Raw genomic sequence first — 19,178 nt, 5'->3', positions numbered from 1 at the left:
AACTCGGCTATTCAGACACCGATTTCCCTGCCGGGACCGGGAGTTGTGACAGGAGTCACCCCTCCCGGCGGTCCTGACCAGCTGACCGGCCGGTCAGTCCCCGGCTGTGCGTCAGCTGAGCGTGACCTGTCGGTTCGTGAGGCCGCCGCGGGCCCGGCGCTCGTCCGCGGTCAGCGGCGCGTCCGCTGCCAGGGCCGGCGCGAGCCGTTCTGCGAATTCGGCCGCGGGCTTCTCGATGTCGTCGGCCGTGACCCCGCTCGGCAGGTCCCAGACCGGCACCGTCAGGCCGTGCGCACGGAAGGAGCCCACCAGTCGCGTGCCCTCGCCGAGGCTGGAACCGCCCGCCGCGTGCAGTCGCGCCAGCGCGTCCAGAAGCTGCTCCTCGGGATACGGCATGACCCAGCGCAGGGGGTTCTTGTCCGGCGTCTCGCACCAGTACGCGGCATCGACCCCGGAGAGCTTGACGGTCGGGATGGCGGCCGCGTTTGCCCGCTCGAGGGAGGCGGTCACCTCCGGCGTCGCGTTCTCCGCGTCCGGGACCCAGAACTCGAAGCCCGCGTGCACAACTGGCTCGAAGGCGCCTTCGGGGTCGAGCACGTCCTGAAGCCGCGGACCGTCGGCGGGGGCGCGGCGGCCCTCGACCGGCGTGCCGGGCTGCGCCGTGAGCGCCCGCCGGAGGGTGTCGGCGAGGTCGCGGCTGATGTCTCCGGACGCCGTGTCGTTCTGCAGGCCGAGGAGGACCGAGCCGTCGTCGCGACGCAGCGCGGGCCAGGCCATCGGCAGGACGGTGGCGAGCGTGACCGACGGGACGCCCTCGGGCAGGCCCTCCTTGAGCGTCAGCTCGACGGTCGCCGCGGGCACCAGCTCGCGCAGCGCGACCCAGTCGCCCTCGCCGGGCAGCCCCTCGAAGGGGCGCTGCACCAGCTCGGTCGCCGCGTGCGCGGCCGCCCGGCCGTGACAGGCCTTGTAGCGCCGGCCACTGCCGCAGGGGCAGGGTTCGCGCGCGCCGACCACCGGGACGTCTCCCCCAGCGCCTGCGGCGCGGGCCCCGTCCTTGAGCTGCGGCTGCCTGGCCTTCGTCTGGGGTCGCTTCTTGGCCATTGTGGGTGTCTCCCGGTTACGGCTCGTCTGGTACGGGCGCGAGCCTAGCCGTTCCTGCGACGGGGGAACGGGACCCTGTGGACAACGCACCCGCCCGTCACGGATCCGTTGCCCGGGTCCGCCCGCGTCCCGGCTCCCCCGCGACCTTGCGACCGGTGACCGGGCCGCGGGCTCCCCGGCGCTCAGTCCCGTTCGTCGAACGCGTCCGCGAAGTCCAGCTCCGGGACGCAGGACACAGCCGGTGACGCCACGCGCGTAGCGAAGTCGTCGCGCCGGTGCGCTCCGATGACGTCGTCCTGGACGACGACCCACACCGTGACCTCTCCCCGTGCGTCGTCCCGTACGCCCCAGTCCTTGGCGAGCGCCGTGATGATGTTCAGCCCACGGCCGCCGCGTGCGGTGACCGAGGGTGTGGCCGGGACCGGGCGGGTCGGACCGCCGCCGTCCGTCACCTCGACCGTGAGCCGCCCCGCCGAGTCGACGCGCCAGGCGGCGCGCACGTCGCCTTCGCCCGTCAGCGCGTCACCCAGCGGTCTGCCGTGCCGGCACGCGTTGCTCAGCAGTTCGGAAAGGATCAGAACGGCGTCGTCGACGACCGAATCCGCGACGCCACCGGACCGCAGCTGGTCCCGCATCCGGTGTCTCGCCTGCCCCACGCCCGCAGGGCCATGGGGAACGGCCATGCTCGACGACGTGGGCACCTCCTGTGCCACCACCAACGCCACCCCCGAGACCTCCTTTGCCCCACGCCACGGTGTGGATGCCCTTTTGGACTGGACCGGAAACCGGCCAACACACGTCCGCTGACGCACTCGTAACGATCGAATACGGAACGAACGCGCCGGTGCACTCCCCGTGACGGCGTGGCTGGTTCTCGATGGCGTGTTCTCGGGGTCCCGGCCGCTGCGTCAGCGGCCCAGCCGGTCCAGGACCGCACGCGGCCGGTTGGTGATGATGGCGTCCACGCCCAGGTCGGCGCAGAGATCGACGTCCTCCGGAGTGTTCACGGTCCACACGTGCACCTGGTGCCCGGCCTTCTTGAGGCGCTCGACGTAACCGGGGTTGCCGCGCACGATCCGCAGGGAGGGGCCCGCGATCCGGACACCGGCGGGCAGCCGGCCGTCGCGCAGCCGGGGCGAGACGAACTGCAGCAGATAGACCGTCGGCACATTCGGGGACGCGGCCCGGACGCGCTGGAGCGAGCGCGCGGAGAAACTCATGACGCGCACGGGCGACTCGGCGGGGGACTCCGGGGCGTCCAGGCCGAAACGCTTCAGCAGGAGCAGCAGCCGCTCCTCGACCTGACCGGCCCAGCGGGTGGGATGTTTCGTCTCGATGGCGAGCTCCACCCGGCGGCCCGCGTCGGCGACGAGTTCGAGCAGCCGCTTTAGGGTGAGGACGGAGGTGGCCTCCGGGTCTCCGGGGCCGTGCTCCCAGTCCGGGGCCTCGTCGCCGTTCTTCCAGGAGCCGAAGTCCAGGGCGGCGAGATCGGCCAGCTCCAGCGCGGAGACCGCACCGCGTCCGTTGGACGTACGGTTGACGCGACGGTCGTGAACGCAGACGAGGTGGCCGTCCGCGGTCAGCCGTACATCGCATTCGAGGGCGTCGGCGCCGTCCTCGATCGCCTTCTTGTACGCGGCCAGCGTGTGCTCCGGCGCCTCTTCGGAGGCGCCCCGGTGGGCGACGACCTGGATCGGGTGCTGTCGTGCGTGGGTCACCGCGTCATGGTGCCACCGCGAGAGGGTAGGCGTGCAGACGGAGACGTCAGGAATACATTCGTTTTGTCTTAAGGGTCCGATATAAAGGATGGTCTCGGACCCACAGCCACCGCTTATGGTGCTCTGACGGCCGGTGAGAAAAGCTGACGGCATACAAAAGCACATGCACAGCTGAATCGCGCCGGTTCGCCGGCACGTGTGAGCGAGCGTGACCGAGTGCGACCGAGAACAACAGCCGTGGACCGAGGAGAAGAGCTGTGAGCACCGAGAACGAGGGCACTGCGGTACCCCCGGCCCCGTCTGCGCCTCCCGTGCCGGTGGACACTCCCGCTGCTTTCGCGCAGGGCGCCGCGCCCGGGGGAGGCGCGACGACCGCACCGCTGCCGCCCGTGCCCCACGGCGACCCCGGTGCGCCGGTGCAGCACCCGGCGCCCGCCGCGCCGTACGAGTCCGCGGGTGCCGCGCCGGGTGCCGGTGCGTTCGCCGCGTCCGCGGCCGGGCACGACGGGCAGACGCAGAGCTTCGGTGCCCCCGGCCAGGCGCAGAGCTTTGGTGCCCCCGGTCAGGCGCAGGGTTTCGGTGAGCACGGGCAGGGTGCCCACGGGCAGGCCCCGAGCTCCGGTGAACACGGGCAGGGGGGCGCCGGGCAGCACGGGCCGGAGCAGGGCGCGCCCGGTACCCGGTCCGCCGCCGAGGCCGGCTGGCCGCCCCCGCCCGCCACACCGTCGTACGCCGACGGCGGTGGTTCGGGACCGGGCGGCTGGGGCTCCTCCTATCAGCAGCCCGCGCCCGGGCCGAAGTCCGGACGGGGCGGCCTGGTCGCCGCGATCCTGGCCGCCGCGCTGGTCGCCGGCGGCGTCGGCGGCGGGCTCGGCTACACCCTGGCCAAGGACGACGACGGCGCCACCGACTCGACGACCGTGTCCGCGGCCGACGGCGGCGGCGACTTCAAGCGGGACGCCGGCACGGTCGCGGGCGTGGCCAACGCGGCGCTGCCGAGCACGGTCACCATCGAGGCCGAGAGCAGCAGCGGCGAGGGCGGCACGGGCACCGGCTTCGTCTTCGACAAGCAGGGCCACATCCTGACCAACAACCACGTGGTGGCCGAGGCCGTCGACGGGGGCAAGCTCAGCGCCACCTTCCCGAACGGCAAGAAGTACAACGCCGAGGTGGTCGGGCACGCGCAGGGGTACGACGTCGCGGTCATCAAGCTGAGGAACGCGCCCTCGGACCTGAAGCCGCTGGCCCTCGGCAACTCCGACAAGGTGGCCGTCGGCGACTCGACGATCGCGATCGGCGCGCCCTTCGGCCTGTCGAACACGGTGACCACGGGCATCATCAGCGCCAAGAACCGCCCGGTGGCCTCCAGCGACGGCAGCTCCGGCAGCAAGGCCTCCTACATGAGTGCCCTGCAGACCGACGCCTCCATCAACCCCGGCAACTCCGGCGGCCCGCTCCTGGACGCCAAGGGCGCGGTCATCGGCATCAACTCGGCGATCCAGTCCACGGGCGGCGGCGGCCTCGGCGGCACCAGCCAGTCCGGCTCGATCGGCCTGGGCTTCGCGATCCCGGTCAACCAGGCCAAGTTCGTCGCCCAGCAGCTCATCAGGACCGGCAAGCCGGTGTACGCGAAGATCGGCGCGTCGGTCACCCTGGAGGAGGGGACGGGCGGCGCGAAGATCTCCGAGAAGGGCGCGAGCAACTCCGAGGCGGTCGAGGCGGGCGGTCCCGCGGACAAGGCGGGCCTCAAGCCCGGCGACGTCATCACCAAGCTCGACGACCTGGTGATCGACAGCGGCCCCACCCTCATCGGCGAGATCTGGACCCACAAGCCGGGCGACACCGTCAAGCTCACGTACACCCGCGACGGCAAGACCCGCACGGCGGACGTCACCCTCGGCGAACGCCGGGGCGACAGCTGATCCGAGCCGCGGGGGCGCCGCCCGACCGGTTAGTCTTGTCCCCGCGCGGCCGGTGATCGCCGCCCGCGCGGGGTGGGTTGCCCGAGCGGCCTAAGGGAACGGTCTTGAAAACCGTCGTGGCAGCGATGTCACCGTGGGTTCAAATCCCACACCCACCGCAGCAGGTGAACGGCCCCCGACCAGGAAAACGGTCGGGGGCCGTCGCGCTGCGCGCTGTCCGCGAGTAGCTGCCGTTCCCCTTTGTTTCCCGCTCGATCGGGCACGGCAGGGGCACGTCTGCTTCCAGCCTGGACGCCGTCACAGGTCCACTGCCAGTGCCTCTTGCTAGCTTGCTCGTCGAGACCGGTCAGAGAACCCTTGAGGTCCGCGGTTGAGGGGGGTGGGCACAAAGGTCCCCGGGTTCGCCTCGGGACTGTGAGCTTGAGGCCGTGGCATCCACCCCCCTCCTCAAGCCTCGCGCACAACCTTCACCCACCACTCACCCCAGCTCCCATCCCGTCCGCCGTCGACCCACACACCGTGGAGCGGGCGTGGTTCATGGCGTCCAGGTGGAGCGCGCCACTGTACGAACGACCTGGATGCCATGGGCCGCGTCTGCTCGGCTCTGCGTCGCGGATCAGGCAGGCGTACCGGGACCTGTCGCAGATCATGCGGTCGGCCGTTGACAACGACATGATCCCGCAGACGCCGTGCCGGGGCGTGAAGCTGACTCGGATGCCGCAGACGGAGCCGCACATCCGCACCCCGCGGGATCCGCGAGCCCCATGAGTTCAGCCACGTCGCGCAACAGGACAGGAACGGCATGGACGACGCGCTGTCCGACCTCGTCCTGCACGGGCTGCTCCCGCCCCCGCGCTGACGCGTTCCCGGGCGTGAACGCCCAAGGATCCGGGCGGCTCTACGCCCCCCGGCGACCCGTCATGCGCGCCGCCGAGGCGATCGTCGACCGGGCCTCGCGGTACGTGAGGCCCGTGCGGACCGCCGCGTCGGTGAGGGCGTCCGCGAGGTCGGTGCCGAATCCGTTCTCGTAGGCGCGGCAGGCGGCCCAGAAGAGGCGGGTGTTGCGCTGGCCCGCGTGGGCGGTCAGGACGAACTGGACCAGGCCCTGGCCGTGCTGCTCCGCGGCCCCGGCCGCCGCTCCGGGTGCGGCCCGGCGGGTGCGGGGCGGGGGCGTGAGCAGATGCAGCAGGGCGGGCGGACAGGGCGCGGGCGCCAGGTGGGCGGTGCCCGGGGCCGTGCCGTACACGCCGTGTTCGGTACGTGAGCCGGGGCCGACCAGGTAGCCGCCGGCCCCTCTGATGTCGATGCCGGGGGCGAGCCGGCCGGCCGAGTTGGGGACGACCGCGTCGGCCGGGCCGCGCAGCCAGAGGTGGCGGCCGCCGCTGGGGGTCAGGACGACCACCGTCTCGGGGATCGTGAACAGGTGGCGCAGGGCCAGTTCGCGCAGGGCCGCCGTGGAGTCCGTACCGGACTTGGTGTCGAGGTCCACGCCGATGAGGTGGTGGGGAGGCAGTCCGCAGGCGATGCCGTAACCGCTGGCCCAGGGGGCGGCGGCGAAGAGTGCGCGGATGCGGCGGGGGTCGGTGGAGGCGTCGTACACCCCGTGTCCGAAACGGCCGCATTCGCCGTGGCAGCCGGGCGTCGCGGAGTCCGGGGCGATGCGGTGGGGGGAGCGCAGGGCCGGGAGCTTGTTCCGGGACAGCGGAATGACCGCCAGCCCGCGCTCGGCTGCGGACAGGGCGTGTGCCAGGGCCAGGGTGGTGACCTGCCGGTCGATGGTGGCCATGCCTCCATGTTCGTACAGGCGTTCGAAAAAGGGAAGAGGGCTTCGGTCGGAGGTGGCGCGGGTGTGCACTCAGGGCTGGCTCGGGCGGTGGCCGGGGGGAGTGCCCGGGAATGTGACGAAACACGCTCCCTGCGGCGCCTGCGATCCGAGGCTTTCGTTGCGTCCCGAACCGGGACTTCGTGTGCCGCGGGTGCCGGAAGGGTCCTGAAGCTGCGCGGCGGCACTGGGATGCCGTCGCGCAGACGCGTTCCCGCGGTGCGGAGTCGAGAGGGCCGGGAAGGGGTGGGCCGGGAACGCCGGCGGCCTTGACAGTCCGAGGTACCTGACGGACAGTCAGAAATCCTCGTCCGCACGAGATCCCGGAGGGCCGCGGCCGTGCACCTCGCCCCCATGGAGCGCCGGCGACGCCTGCGCGCCGACCCCCGTACGTACGTAAACGACCGGATGGCTGAGAGCCCGCTGTCCGCCGGAGATACCTACGGGCAGGGGGCGCTGCCGCGCCGCGTCGGCGCCGGGGTGTACCGGGTCGGTGCGCCGGGGGTGTGCGGGGGCGGGGTGAGCGAGGTGCGGCGGGTGATCATGGCGACGACGCGGCTCGGGACGCGCGGGGGGCGGCGGTGAGCGACGCGTTCACGGCGCGCCTCAAGGCGTACGAGGGGCGGGCGGCCGCCGTCGGGGGCGTGGGCAAGGACCCGGTGAACGGGCCGATGATCCGGCACTGGTGCGAGGCGACGGGCGACGAGCACCCGGCCTACGCGGGGCCGGAGGCCGTTGCGCCGCCGACGATGCTCCAGGTGTGGACGATGGGCGGCCTGTCCGGACACGCGGGACGCGCCGGCGCGTACGACGAACTGCTGGGACTGCTCGACGACGCCGGGTGCACGTCGGTCGTCGCCACCGACTGCGAGCAGGAGTATCTGCGCCCGCTTCGGCCGGGCGACGAGATCACCTTCGACGCCGTGATCGAGTCCGTCTCGGAGCGCAAGGACACCAGACTGGGCGCGGGCCACTTCGTCACGACGCGCATGAACGTCCGGACGCGCGGCGAGCTCGCGGGGACGCACCGCTTCCGCATCCTCAAGTACGCGCCCGCGCCGCCAAGGCCCGACGCGCGGCGGCCTCGACCGGTGATCAACCGGGACAACGCCGGCTTCTGGGAGGGCGTCGGACGCCGCCGACTGCTCATCCAGCGGTGCGCGGGCTGCGGAACCCCGCGCTTCCCCTGGCTGCCTGGGTGCAACGCGTGCGGCTCCCCGGAGTGGGACCCGGTGGAGGCGAGCGGCGCCGGGACCGTCTATTCGTACGTCGTCATGCACCACCCGCCCTTCCCCGCCTTCGACCCCCCGTACGCGGTCGCCCTGATCGAACTGGCCGAGGGGGTGCGCATGGTCAGCGACGTCGTGGGGGTGCCGTACGACAAGGTGCGGATCGGGATGCCCGTACGGCTGAGGTTCGAGCGGTACGACGAGGAGCTGGTGCTGCCGGTCTTCGGCGCCGACACCCACCCCGAAGCGCTGGAACCGGGGGAGCTGATCGCACCTGGGGAGGAGCAGGCATGAGGGCCGGTGAACAGGTGCCGCCGCTGGAGATCGCGGTCACCCGCACGCTGATCGTCGCCGGGGCCATCGCCTCCCGTGACTACCAGGACGTGCACCACGACGCCGAGGCGGCCCGGGCCAAGGGTTCGCCGGACGTCTTCATGAACATCCTGACCACCAACGGGCTGGTCGGCAGGTACGTCACCGACCACTTCGGTCCGGGCGCGGTGCTGCGCAGGGTCGCCATCCGGCTCGGCGCGCCCAACCACCCCGGGGACACGATGGTGCTGACCGGCACCATCGAGGCCGTGGACGGCGACGCGGTCACCGTGCGGGTCGTCGGCGCCAACAGTCTCGGCAGACACGTGACCGGCACGGTCACGGTGACGGTCGCGCCCCCGGTCCCGGACCCTGCTCCCGGGGCGGGCGCCGACCGGGCGGCGGGCGGTGCGCCATGAGCGTACGGACGAGGGACCGCCTCGGTGGCCGGGCGGCGATCGTCGGGATCGGGGCCACCGAGTTCTCGAAGGACTCGGGGCGCAGCGAGCTGCGGCTGGCCGTGGAGGCGGTGCGGGCCGCGCTGGACGACGCGGGACTGACACCGGCCGACGTGGACGGTCTCGTCACCTTCAGCATGGACACCAGTCCGGAGATCACCGTCGCCCAGGCGGCCGGGATGGGTGAGCTGTCCTTCTTCTCCCGCGTCCACTACGGGGGTGGCGCGGCCTGCGCGACCGTTCAGCAGGCCGCGCTCGCGGTGGCGGCCGGGGTCGCCGAAGTGGTCGTCTGCTACCGGGCGTTCAACGAACGGTCTGGACGCCGGTTCGGTTCCGGGGTGCAGCACCGGGAGCCCTCCGCGGAAGGCGCGGCGCTCGGCTGGACGCTGCCGTTCGGGCTGCTCACGCCCGCCTCCTGGGTGGCGATGGCGGCCCAGCGGTACCTGCACGCCCACGGGCTGTCCCCGGAGGCGTTCGGCCGGGTGGCCGTGCTCGGCCGGCGGTACGCGGCGACGAACCCGGCGGCGTACTTCCACGGCCGGCCGATCACCCTCGCCGAGCACGCCGCGTCCCGCTGGATCGTGGAGCCGTTGCGGCTGCTGGACTGCTGCCAGGAGACGGACGGCGGCCAGGCGCTGGTGGTGACGTCCGTGGAGAGGTCCCGCGATCTGCCGCGCCGCCCGGCGGTGATCACCGCGGCGGCGCAGGGCGCGGGGCGTGCGCAGGAGCAGATGACCAGCTTCTACCGGGACGAACTGACGGGGCTGCCGGAGATGGGAGTGGTGGCGCGCCAGCTGTGGCGGACCTCCGGGATGAGACCGGCCGACATCGACGTCGGGATCCTGTACGACCACTTCACGCCGTTCGTGCTCATGCAGCTGGAGGAGTTCGGCTTCTGCGGACCGGGGGAGGCCGCGGACCTGGTGGCCGCGGAGCGGCTGCCGCTCAACACCCACGGCGGACAGCTCGGCGAGGGGTACCTGCACGGGATGAACGGCATCGCGGAGGCGGTACGCCAGCTGCGGGGCACGGCGGTGAACCAGGTGCGCGGGGCCGGCCGCGTCCTCGTCACGGCGGGCACCGGAGTCCCCACATCGGGGTTGATTCTGCGGTCGGACGGATGAACGGGGCGTGTGGTTGACGCCCGTGGGCGGGGGTGGGTCGGTTCACTCACCGTATGCATCGTCACGGACGTCATCCGAGTCACAGCGGTCATCAGCGCGGTCCGAGGGCCGCCGTCGCCCTGAGCCTGGCGCTGCTCCTGCTGGCCGGAGCCCCCGCCTTCGCCGCGGAGCCGGCCGGTCCCGGACCGGAACCATCCAGCCAGGGCTCCAGCCTCTCCGGCCCGCGGGCGGAGCCGGCCGACGTCCACTCGTCGCCGCCCGGCCCCGGAACGTACCCCTCCGGCTCCGGACCGTGGGAGGCGGTCCCGTTCGACGCGGCGGTCCGGGCCATTGCGCCGGGAGCTGAGGAGGCCACCTTCCGGGACGACGGCTTCGGGCCGGGCGAGGGACGGGAGCCGGGCCGGGACGATGGCCATGGCTCAGGGCAGGACAAGGGCTCAGGGCGGGGCGAGGGCTCAGCGGAGGACCAGGCCGGTTGGCAGGACCGCGACGAGTGGCGGGACCGGGACGACTTGCAGGAACGCGACGACTGGCAGGACCAGGCCGGCTGGGCAGGCCAGGACGGTTTCGACGGCCGGGGCGAGGGCGAGCGCCGGGGTCAGGAGCCGGCGCGGGAGCCGGTGCCGGAGCCGCGTCAGGAGCGGGAGAACCGGCCGGAGCCGGAGCGGCGGCAGGGCGGGACGCAACCGCAGCGGTCGGCCGCGGCGCCCCGGTTCAAGGGATGGGCCTTCGACACCTGCCACACCCAGTCGACGGACACGATGCGCCGCTGGCGGACCTCCCGCTACCGCGGGGTGGGCGTCTACTTCGGCGGCCGCGGCCGTGCCTGCCCGAACCAGCCCCTGCTCACGCGCGGCTGGCTGAAGACGGTGAAGAAGCAGGGCTGGAAGGTGCTCCCGCTGTACGTGGGATCGCAGTCGCCGTGCGTGTTCGGCAGCTCCAAGCGGCACGTGGCCGTCGGGAGCCGCCCCTGGGAGCAGGGGAAGACCGAGGCCGCCGACGCGGTGCGCCGGGCGGGCGCGCTCGGCATCCGGCAGGGCAGCCCGCTCTACCTGGACGTGGAGGCGTACAACCACCTGAACAAGAAGTGCGCCAAGTCCACGCTGCTCTTCGTGCGCGGCTGGAACCGCGAGGTGCGCAAGCGGGGCTATCTGCCGGGGTTCTACAGCAGTGCCGCTACGGGCGTGCAGCACATGGAGACGGCGCGCCGGGCCGGGGTGAAGGACCTTCCGTCGGTGATGTGGTTCGCGCGCTGGCGGGTGAAGCCGCAACTGGTCAAGGAGCCGGTGCTGGCCCGGGGCGCCTGGCCGAAGGGACGGATCCACCAGTACGCGGGGAACGTGCGGGAACGCCACGGGAGCCGCACCCTGCTCATCGACCGCAACGCGATGGACGCGCCGGTCGCCCGCATCGGCTGACGCCGCGCCGGGAGGGTCCCGCCCTCGCGGCGGGCCCTCCCGGGCTGTTCGCGGTGCTGCCGCGGGAGGCACCCCAGGGGTGAACCCTCAGGGGGCGTGCGCCGCTCGTCCACCTCCAGGAGGTGGAGCTGCCCCCACCTCTACAACCTGAGGCGGACATGCCTTCGGGACCTGCGGCCGATCCGCCGAACCGGGGGTCGCTCCTAGCGTGGAGCCATGACCACACCCGTCTGCACCAGCGCTTCGAAAGCCGTCACGTCGGCGAGGCAGACCCTTCCCTACCCGTCGTTCTCGTCGTACGTGAAGGCCCGTCAGCCGGTGCTGCTGCGCACCGCCCGGTCGCTCACGGCGAACCCGTGCGACGCCGAGGACCTGCTGCAGACAGCGCTGACCAAGACGTATGTGGCCTGGGAGCGGATCGAGGACCACCGGGCGCTCGACGGCTACGTCCGCCGTGCGCTGCTGAACACGCGGACGTCGCAGTGGCGCAAGCGCAAGGTGGACGAGTTCGCGTGCGACGAACTGCCGGAGCCGGCGGGCCTGCCCGCCGGGGACCCCGCCGAGCAGCAGGCGCTGCACGACGCGATGTGGCGGGCGATCACGAAGCTGCCCGCCCGGCAGCGGGCGATGGTCGTCCTGCGGTACTACGAGGACCTGAGCGAGGTGCAGACGGCGGAGGTGCTCGGCGTCTCCGTCGGCACGGTCAAGTCGGCCGTGTCGCGTGCGCTGGGCAAGCTGCGGGAGGACCCCGAGCTGAGCCCGGTCCGGTAGGGACTCGGGCCGGGGCAGCCTCCCGCTCCCGGCCGATGTCCTGGCCGCCGGCGGTGCCGGAGACGGCCGCGGAGAACTGAGGCCTGATCGATCACCCGGAACTAGTGACATACCGAGCGGTATGTGCGCAGAATCGGGCCAGCCTTTTTACCACCGCGTAGGCAATGCCGCCCCGGGAGGACGCCGTGCTGAGCACGATGCAGGACGTACCGCTGCTGATCTCGAGGATCGTGACCCATGGGGCACGTGTCCACGGAACGTCGCAGGTGACCACCTGGACCGGTGAGGGCGCCCCGCAGCGCCGCTCCTACGCGGAGATCGGCGACCGGACCGCACAGCTCGCGCACGCCCTCCGCGAGGACCTGGGGGTCACCGGCGACGAGCGTGTGGCGACCCTGATGTGGAACAACGCGGAGCACGTCGAGGCGTACTTCGCGATCCCGTCCATGGGCGCGGTGCTGCACACGCTGAACCTCCGCCTTCCCGCGGAGCAGCTGGTCTTCATCGTCAACCACGCCGCCGACCGCGTGATCCTCGTCAACGGCTCGCTGCTGCCGCTCCTCGCCCCGCTCCTGTCCCAGCTGCCCACGGTCGAGCACATCGTGGTCTCGGGCCCCGGCGACCGCACGCTGCTGTCGGGTGCGGCGGCCCAGGTGCACGAGTACGAGGACCTGCTCGCGGGCAAGCCGACCGCCTTCGAGTGGCCCGAGCTGGACGAACGCACGGCCGCTGCCATGTGTTACACCTCCGGGACCACCGGAGACCCGAAGGGCGTCGTCTACTCGCACCGCTCGATCTATCTGCACTCGATGCAGGTCTGCATGGCCCAGTCCATGGGGCTCACCGACGAGGACACCTCCCTCGTGGTGGTCCCGCAGTTCCACGTCAACGCCTGGGGCCTGCCGCACGCCACGTTCATGACGGGCGTCAACATGCTGATGCCGGACCGATTCCTCCAGCCGGCCCCCCTCGCCGAGATGATCGAGAGCGAGCGGCCGACACACGCGGCGGCCGTCCCCACCATCTGGCAGGGACTCCTCGCCGAACTGCACGCCAAGCCCCGGGACGTCAGCTCCCTCACCCAGGTCACCATCGGCGGCTCGGCCTGCCCGCCCTCGCTCATGCAGGCGTTCGACGAGCTGGGGATGCGGGTCTGTCACGCCTGGGGCATGACGGAGACCTCCCCGCTCGGCACGGTGGCGCGACCGCCGGCCCATGTAGTGGGCACCGAGGAGGAGTTGGCCTACCGCCTCACGCAGGGCCGTTTCCCGGCCGGTGTCGAGGCGCGGCTGACCGGACCCGGCGGAGAGCGGCTCCCCTGGGACGGGGAGTCCGCGGGCGAGCTGGAGGTGCGCGGTCCGTGGATCGCGGGCGCTTACTACGGCGGCCAGGGCGCCGAGGCGCTGCGTCCCGCCGACAAGTTCAGCGAGGACGGCTGGCTCAAGACCGGTGACGTCGGCACGATCAGCTCCGACGGCTTCCTGACCCTCACGGACCGGGCCAAGGACGTCATCAAGTCGGGCGGCGAATGGATCTCCTCCGTCGACCTGGAGAACGCCCTCATGTCCCACCCGGACGTCACCGAGGCCGCCGTGGTCGCCGTACCGGACGAGAAGTGGGGCGAACGCCCGCTCGCCACCGTCGTGCTGAAGGAGGGCGCCACCGCCGACTTCTCCAGCCTGCGCGCCTTCCTCGCCGACGAGGGCAGGATCGCCAAGTGGCAGCTGCCGGAGCGCTGGACGATCATCGAGTCGGTGCCCAAGACGAGCGTCGGCAAGTTCGACAAGAAGGTGCTCCGCAGGAAGTACGCGGCGGGCGACCTGGACGTCACGCAGCTCTGACGGTCACGAAGGACCCGCCCCGCCGACCGGACACCGGGGCGCGGGCAGACACGGATCGGGGCGCTGTTTCACGTGAAACAGCGCCCCAACCCTGTGGTACGACAACTCAGTTCGTGCCGATGCGCGCCAGCAGGTCGACGATCCGGTCCTGCACCTCGACGCTGGTCGAGCGTTCTGCGAGGAACAGGACCGTCTCCCCCGCCGCCAGGCGCGGAAGCTCCGTCTGATCGACGGCGGCGGTGTAGACGACGAGGGGCGTGCGGTTCAACTGGCCGTTCGCGCGCAGCCAGTCGACGATCCCGGCGCGCCGACGCCGTACCTGCATCAGGTCCATCACCACGAGGTTCGGCCGCAGCTGCGCGGCCAGCGTCACCGCGTCCTCGTCCGACGCCGCCCGGGCGACCTGCATCCCGCGCCGTTCCAGCGAGGCCGTGAGCGCCAGCGCGATCTCCCCGTGCTCCTCGATGAGCAGCACCCGCGGCGGGTGCTGCTCCGAGTCGCGCGGCGCGAGCGCCTTCAGCAGCACGGCGGGGTCAGCTCCGTACGCCGCCTCACGCGTCGCCTGGCCGAGTCCCGCCGTCACGAGGACGGGTACCTCGGCGGCCACCGCGGCCTGGCGCAGCGACTGGAGCGCGGTGCGGGTGATCGGGCCGGTCAGCGGGTCCACGAACAGCGCGGCCGGGAAGGCGGCGATCTGTGCGTCGACCTCCTCGCGCGAGTGCACGACGACGGGCCGGTAGCCGCGGTCGCTGAGCGCCTGCTGGGTCGTCACGTCCGGGGCCGGCCACACGAGCAGGCGCCGCGGGTTGTCGAGCGGCTCCGGGGGAAGCTCGTCGTCCATGGGCCGCGGCTGGGGCTGGTCGGCGACCTCGACGGCGCCGCCGGGACCGTCGAGCGGCTCGGGGCCCTCGTCGGCGTTCCGGTCCGGAGCTCCTATGGCGTACGAGCGTCCGGCGCCCTCCGTGCCGCCTGCGGGACGGGGCTGGCCGCTCTGCGGATGGGGACGGCCCCCGGTCTCCTGGCGCTCGGCGGCGGGCTCGGGACGCGTACCGAGCTTGCGGCGGCGTCCGGAACCGTTGGTCTGGTGCGGGGGAGGCGTGGGGGTCTGCGAACCCGGCAGCGACTGTCCGGGCAGTTGCTGGGGGACCGGCTGCGGCTGGTTCGGCGCGGCGCCGGGGCGGCCGAACGGCACGCCCTGGCCGAGCGTCCGCACGCTGAACGCGCGCCCCTGGGTCGAGTTCGGGTCGACGGGCGCGGCGGCTTCGGCGGGCAGCGGCTGAGCGGCCCGGGGCGGGGCGGGGCGCTCGGGCGGGAGCGGCGTGCCGGAGGCGGGCGTCTGCCCCGCCGGCGCCGGCGCCGGCGCCTGGGCCTGCGCCGGTACCGGGTGACCGGCGCCGGACGTGTCGTCGGCGGCGGGCCAGGGCCCGGTCGGCTCCGGGGCGGCGCCCTGCGCGGGAACACCGCCGGCGGGGGCCGCGGTGCCACCCGGCTGGGCCGGTGGAGTCTCGCCCCGCGCGCCGTCCGGCTCCGCGGAGGCGTTCTCGGCTGCGCCGGGCACACCCTGAGCCGCCGGGGCCCCCTCGGGGGCAGGGGCAGCCGCGGAAGGCGTCTGACCGGGGGCACCACCGTAGGGGGGAACGGGCTGCGCGGGTGCGGCCGGGCCGGGGATGCCTTGTGCGGGTACGGGCCGGCCGGGGTGCGGTGGGTTCGGGGCGCCGTGTCTGGCCACGGTCTGTCCCGGGGCCGGCTGCGCGGGTGCGGCCGGGCTGAGAGCCCTGCGGCCGGCCGGGGCCTGCCCGGCGGCAGCCCGGGACACGGGAGCCTGTCCGCCGGCCGCCTGCTCCGGCCCGACGGGAACGGCCCGACCAGCGGGGGGAGCGGGTACGGGACCGGGCGCGGACTGCGCTGCGGGCTGACCGGCGGCGGGCCGTCCCGTGCCCGGTCCACCCTGCCCGGGCACGGTCTGCGCGGGTACGCCCGGCATCCGGGGCTGCACGCCCTGTCCCGGGACGCCCTGCCCCGGGACGCCCTGCCCCGGGATGCCCGGCATGGGGACGCCCTGCCCGGGTGCGGCGGGTACGGCTGGTGCGGCGGATGCGTCCGCCTCGGCCGGAGCCCGGCGGGCGCGGCGGCGTCCCGTCGGAGCCGGCACCGGATGCGGCTGCGGCGGGGTGTGGTCGTCGGCCTCGTCGTGCGGCATCACGTCGTGCCGGCCGTCGTCCACCGGGACGACGCCGGGAGCGGCACCCGCGTACACCCCGCTCTGTCCGGCCGGGGAGAGCGCCTCGGCACCCGCGTGCCCGGGCGGGCGGTCGGCCTCGGCGGGCGGCAGTGCGAACACCGTACGGGCGCCCGCCTCCTGCGCCGCGGCACGCTCCGCCGCGGCGGCAAGGGCGCGACGCCGGCGGCCGGTCGGCTCCGCGTCGGCGGCCTCGGCACGGGCAGCGGCACCCGGCGTGTTCTGAGCCGCGGGCAGCGCCGGCGGCAGCGCGTGCTGCTCGGTGTCCCGGCGCGCACGCCGGCCCGACGGGGCGGGCACGCCCTGCGGGGGCACGGTGCCGCCGAGCCCCGTACCAGCGGCGGCGGTGGCGGCGGAGTGCTCGCCGGCCATGAGGACCGCGCCCTCGGCGACGCCCCCGGCGTCACCCTCGACGGGGCTCGGCCGTCCGCGCCGCCGTCCGGAACCACCGGGAGCCCCGGTGTTCGTGTCCTCGTCCTCCGACGCCTGCGCGGGGACCGGGGTCCCGGCGGGCGTCGCGGTCTCTCCCGCACGGCGCCTGCGCCGCCCGGTGGGCGCGGCGGCACCCGGGTCCTGGGCGGCCGGTCCGGAATCCGCCGGGATGTCGACACCGGTGTCGGAGTCCGCCGCCGGGCTCTCCAGGAAGGAGTCCACGGAGGACCGCCGGGCCCGCCGCCGTCCGCTCCCCTGCTGCGGCGCGGCCTGCTCGGGGAGCGCCAGCTCGGCGCCGGGCGACTGCCCGGGTACGGGGGCCTCGACCGCGCCCGCGCCGCCGCCGATCGGCACCTCCAGGACGTACGCGCTGCCGCTCATCCCCGGCACCTCGTGCGTCTGCAGCACACCTCCGTGCGCCCGCACGATGCCCCGGACGATCGGCTCGTGCACCGGGTCGCCCCCGGAGTACGGGCCCCGCACCTCGATGCGGACGACCTCGCCGCGCTGCGCCGCCGCCACGACCACCGTGTTGTCCAGATAACCGCCCGCCGACACCGGCGCGTTGCCCGTGGCGTCGACTCCCGCCACGTCGGCGACGAGATGCGCGAGCGCGGTGGCGAGCCGCTCGGGGTCGACCTCGGCCTCGATGGGCGGCGCGTGCACGGCGAACTGCACACGGCCGGGACCGATCAGCTCGACCGCGCCGTCGACCCCGGCCGCGACGACCGCGTCGAGCATGACGTTCGTCCGGGTGATGCCCTCGGTGCCCGCGTCCAGCCGCTGGTAGCTGAGCACGCTGTCGACGAGCGTGGTGATCCGCGAGTAGCCCGCGGCGAGGTGGTGCAGCACCTGGTTGGCCTCGGGCCACAGCTGGCCCGCGTCGTCGGCGGCGAGCTTCGACAGCTCGCCGCGCAGCTGGTCCAGCGGTCCGCGCAGGGAGGTGTCGAGCACGGCGAGCAACTGCTCGTGCCGCGCGGCGAGTGCCTCGAAGCGGTCCTTCTCGCGCTCGGCGAGTGCCGCGTAGCGGTCGTCGCCCGCGCCCAGTTCCTCCGCGTGCTGCTCGCGCAGCGCGGCGAGATCGTCGGTGTGCCGCTCCCGCAGCCGCTCCAGTTCCGCGGTGTGCTCGCCGGTGATCCGGGCGAGCTCCTCCGTGTGGCGGGCGGCCTCGGCCTCCTTCTCCTCGGCCAGCGCGTCGTACGGCCGCCGGTCGGTGAACGTCATCACGGCGCCCACGAGCTGGTCCCCGTCGCGGACCGGCGCGGTCGTGAGGTCGACCGACACCTGGGCACCGGACTTGGACCACACGACCTGCCCGCGCACCCGGTGCTTGCGCCCGGAGCGCAGGGTGTCGGCGAGCGGCGACTCGGCGAACGCGAACGGCTCGCCGTCGGCCCGCGAGTGCAGGATGAGCGCGTGCAGGTTCTGGCCGCCGAGATCGCTGGCGCGGTAGCCGAGTATCTGGGCGGCGGCCGGATTGACGAGGACGACCCGCCCGTCCGTGTCCGTGCCGACGACGCCCTCGGACGCGGCCCGCAGGATCATCTCGGTCTGGCGTTGCGAGCGCGCGAGTTCGGCCTCGGTGTCGACGGTGCCCGACAGATCGCGGACGACGAGCATGAGCAGCTCGTCGCCGGTGTAGCCGTAGCCGTCGTAGGCCTGCTGGCCGTTCTCCAGATTCGCACTGGTGACCTCGACCGGGAACTCGCTGCCGTCGGTCCGCCGGGCGATCATCCGGGTCGGCTTGGTCCGGCCGCTCTGGTCCATGGACTCGGGCCGTCGCATCGAGCCGGGGATCAGCCGGGAGTCGAACTCCGGGAGCAGGTCGAGGAGCCCGCGGCCCACCAGAGCCGTCCCCGGGGCCTCGAAGGCCTCCAGGGCGATGGTGTTGGCGTTGACGACGGTCCCATTGGCGTTGACCAGCACCAACGCATCGGGGAGCGCGTCCAGTATGGCTGCGAGGCGAGCAGCGCCTCGGGATGGCCTGCTGCTCACGAGACGCTTCCTCCCTGTTACCGCACCTTGCTGACCGCGAGGGCCATCTTGCCAACCGTCCCGCAGCGTGTCACGCGGGGAGTCTACGGGCAGAGGTTGCGCTCGCGATGCCGGATGAGAGGGAGGTCGCACGCAGAAGGTACGTAGAAGCTGTGACCGTGCATTTCACCCCCCGGGAGCACGACTTGGACATGTCCGGCCCGGGCCCGGCTGTTGACTCTTTCCCCCCGGAGAGGGTGACTGCTACCGGCCGAGGTCGGGCAGCAGCGGCACGAGCGCGTTCCACCGCCCGATCTCGCAGCCGTCCCCGCGGTCGTACCTCGCGTCGACGGGACGTCCGGCCCACGTGCCGGTGACGTGCGCGGTGGCGGGGCCGCCGTACTGCATGGTGCAGAGCGTGCCCTCCGGGACGGAGGCGAAGGGGTCCTTGCCCCACCGGGTGCCGTTTTCGAGTTTGTCGCAGGCGCCGCGTACGTCGGGGTGGGTGCCGCCGTCCGGGTGGCAGTCCAGCTCGTACCTCCCGTCGGCGGCGCCCGCGTGGTCGACGGTGACGACGAGATGGTCACCGGGGTCCTCACCGCCGGCCGCGGGCGGCGGCATGAGGGGAAGAAGGGACAGGGGATCGGGCACGGGTGCGGCGTGCGCGGCGGGCGCGGCGGACAGGGCGGCGGCGGAGGCGACCGCCGCGAGGGCGAGCCGGCGCAGGGTGACCCGGGACATGACAGGACTCATGACCGGACTAACGCCTCACCGCGCGTGTGGTTGCGCCGCCGGTCGGGGCTTTGCCCTGCGGCCC

The 19,178-nt window shown here is 73.5% G+C and carries 14 protein-coding genes, 1 tRNA gene and 1 pseudogene; 10 read left to right on the top strand and 6 right to left on the bottom strand.

Features of this window, described 5'->3' with window-relative positions; translation table 11 throughout:
- Window positions 1–111: 111 nt before the first annotated feature.
- From AC0ZLC_RS17785 to AC0ZLC_RS17775, 3 genes are all read right to left on the bottom strand, one after another.
- Window positions 112–1,101: a DUF5926 family protein gene (locus AC0ZLC_RS17785; protein ID WP_476752942.1), complete on the bottom strand. Its 990-nt coding sequence runs from the start codon at window positions 1,099–1,101 to the stop codon at window positions 112–114.
- A 182-nt stretch (window positions 1,102–1,283) separates the two neighbouring features.
- Window positions 1,284–1,913, bottom strand: a complete 630-nt coding sequence (locus AC0ZLC_RS17780; RefSeq protein WP_476752941.1) for an ATP-binding protein — start codon at window positions 1,911–1,913, stop codon at window positions 1,284–1,286.
- A gap of 96 nt (window positions 1,914–2,009) precedes the next feature.
- On the bottom strand, window positions 2,010–2,819 hold the full coding sequence (locus AC0ZLC_RS17775; RefSeq protein ID WP_476752940.1) for a glycerophosphodiester phosphodiesterase: 810 nt from the start codon (window positions 2,817–2,819) through the stop codon (window positions 2,010–2,012).
- Window positions 2,820–3,076: 257 nt separating this feature from the next.
- On the opposite strand from AC0ZLC_RS17775, the gene AC0ZLC_RS17770 reads away from it, so the two are divergent.
- The 3 genes and pseudogenes from AC0ZLC_RS17770 to AC0ZLC_RS17760 form a co-directional block, all read left to right on the top strand.
- Window positions 3,077–4,741 carry a S1C family serine protease gene (locus AC0ZLC_RS17770; RefSeq protein ID WP_476752939.1) on the top strand — a complete coding sequence of 555 codons (1,665 nt, stop codon included), beginning with the start codon at window positions 3,077–3,079 and terminating at the stop codon, window positions 4,739–4,741.
- A gap of 71 nt (window positions 4,742–4,812) precedes the next feature.
- Window positions 4,813–4,899: transfer RNA gene (locus AC0ZLC_RS17765), tRNA-Ser, on the top strand.
- A 445-nt stretch (window positions 4,900–5,344) separates the two neighbouring features.
- Window positions 5,345–5,488: pseudogene (locus tag AC0ZLC_RS17760) on the top strand (tyrosine-type recombinase/integrase); the annotation flags it as partial.
- Window positions 5,489–5,639: 151 nt separating this feature from the next.
- On the opposite strand, the gene AC0ZLC_RS17755 reads toward AC0ZLC_RS17760, so the two are convergent.
- The gene (locus AC0ZLC_RS17755) at window positions 5,640–6,527 is read right to left on the bottom strand and encodes a bifunctional DNA primase/polymerase (protein ID WP_476752938.1); all 888 of its coding nucleotides are present in this window, start codon (window positions 6,525–6,527) and stop codon (window positions 5,640–5,642) included.
- A 375-nt stretch (window positions 6,528–6,902) separates the two neighbouring features.
- Here AC0ZLC_RS17755 and AC0ZLC_RS17750 point away from each other — a divergent pair, with 375 nt between their 5' ends.
- The 7 genes from AC0ZLC_RS17750 to AC0ZLC_RS17720 all read left to right on the top strand — a co-directional run bounded on the left by AC0ZLC_RS17750 (window position 6,903) and on the right by AC0ZLC_RS17720 (window position 13,716).
- A complete protein-coding gene (locus AC0ZLC_RS17750) occupies window positions 6,903–7,148 on the top strand; it encodes a hypothetical protein (RefSeq protein WP_476752937.1) in 246 nt (81 codons plus the stop codon).
- On the top strand, window positions 7,145–8,086 hold the full coding sequence (locus AC0ZLC_RS17745) for a bifunctional MaoC family dehydratase N-terminal/OB-fold nucleic acid binding domain-containing protein (RefSeq protein ID WP_476752936.1): 942 nt from the start codon (window positions 7,145–7,147) through the stop codon (window positions 8,084–8,086). Before AC0ZLC_RS17750 ends, AC0ZLC_RS17745 begins: the two co-directional genes overlap by 4 nt.
- Window positions 8,083–8,523, top strand: a complete 441-nt coding sequence (locus tag AC0ZLC_RS17740) for a hotdog family protein (protein ID WP_476752935.1) — start codon at window positions 8,083–8,085, stop codon at window positions 8,521–8,523. Before AC0ZLC_RS17745 ends, AC0ZLC_RS17740 begins: the two co-directional genes overlap by 4 nt.
- On the top strand, window positions 8,520–9,686 hold the full coding sequence (locus AC0ZLC_RS17735) for a lipid-transfer protein (RefSeq protein WP_476752934.1): 1,167 nt from the start codon (window positions 8,520–8,522) through the stop codon (window positions 9,684–9,686). The genes AC0ZLC_RS17740 and AC0ZLC_RS17735 overlap by 4 nt, the downstream gene beginning before the upstream one ends.
- Window positions 9,687–9,739: 53 nt before the next feature.
- A complete protein-coding gene (locus AC0ZLC_RS17730; protein WP_476752933.1) occupies window positions 9,740–11,104 on the top strand; it encodes a DUF1906 domain-containing protein in 1,365 nt (454 codons plus the stop codon).
- Window positions 11,105–11,320: 216 nt separating this feature from the next.
- Complete coding sequence (locus AC0ZLC_RS17725; protein WP_476752932.1) at window positions 11,321–11,875, top strand: SigE family RNA polymerase sigma factor; 555 nt, start codon at window positions 11,321–11,323, stop codon at window positions 11,873–11,875.
- Between the two features lie 164 nt (window positions 11,876–12,039).
- Window positions 12,040–13,716 carry a long-chain fatty acid--CoA ligase gene (locus tag AC0ZLC_RS17720; protein WP_476752931.1) on the top strand — a complete coding sequence of 559 codons (1,677 nt, stop codon included), beginning with the start codon at window positions 12,040–12,042 and terminating at the stop codon, window positions 13,714–13,716.
- A 106-nt stretch (window positions 13,717–13,822) separates the two neighbouring features.
- On the opposite strand, the gene AC0ZLC_RS17715 is transcribed toward AC0ZLC_RS17720, so the two are convergent.
- Both AC0ZLC_RS17715 and AC0ZLC_RS17710 read right to left on the bottom strand, forming a co-directional pair.
- Window positions 13,823–18,382 carry a hybrid sensor histidine kinase/response regulator gene (locus AC0ZLC_RS17715; RefSeq protein WP_476752930.1) on the bottom strand — a complete coding sequence of 1,520 codons (4,560 nt, stop codon included), beginning with the start codon at window positions 18,380–18,382 and terminating at the stop codon, window positions 13,823–13,825.
- Window positions 18,383–18,625: 243 nt separating this feature from the next.
- A complete protein-coding gene (locus AC0ZLC_RS17710; RefSeq protein ID WP_476752929.1) occupies window positions 18,626–19,114 on the bottom strand; it encodes an SSI family serine proteinase inhibitor in 489 nt (162 codons plus the stop codon).
- Between the last annotated feature and the right edge of the window lie 64 nt (window positions 19,115–19,178).

This window comes from Streptomyces sp. GLSS-08, from assembly GCF_056387915.1.
Note: the sequence above shows the minus strand (reverse complement) of the source record. Positions and strands in the feature narration are given on the sequence as shown.

Coding starts and splice junctions, on each gene's coding strand:
- AC0ZLC_RS17785 (WP_476752942.1), bottom strand. CDS start 1,101: ATGGCCAAGAAGCGACCCCAGACGAAGGCCAGGCAGCCGCAGCTCAAG.
- AC0ZLC_RS17755 (WP_476752938.1), bottom strand. CDS start 6,527: ATGGCCACCATCGACCGGCAGGTCACCACCCTGGCCCTGGCACACGCC.
- AC0ZLC_RS17740 (WP_476752935.1), top strand. CDS start 8,083: ATGAGGGCCGGTGAACAGGTGCCGCCGCTGGAGATCGCGGTCACCCGC.
- AC0ZLC_RS17735 (WP_476752934.1), top strand. CDS start 8,520: ATGAGCGTACGGACGAGGGACCGCCTCGGTGGCCGGGCGGCGATCGTC.
- AC0ZLC_RS17730 (WP_476752933.1), top strand. CDS start 9,740: ATGCATCGTCACGGACGTCATCCGAGTCACAGCGGTCATCAGCGCGGT.
- AC0ZLC_RS17725 (WP_476752932.1), top strand. CDS start 11,321: ATGACCACACCCGTCTGCACCAGCGCTTCGAAAGCCGTCACGTCGGCG.
- AC0ZLC_RS17720 (WP_476752931.1), top strand. CDS start 12,040: ATGCCGCCCCGGGAGGACGCCGTGCTGAGCACGATGCAGGACGTACCG.
- AC0ZLC_RS17710 (WP_476752929.1), bottom strand. CDS start 19,114: ATGAGTCCTGTCATGTCCCGGGTCACCCTGCGCCGGCTCGCCCTCGCG.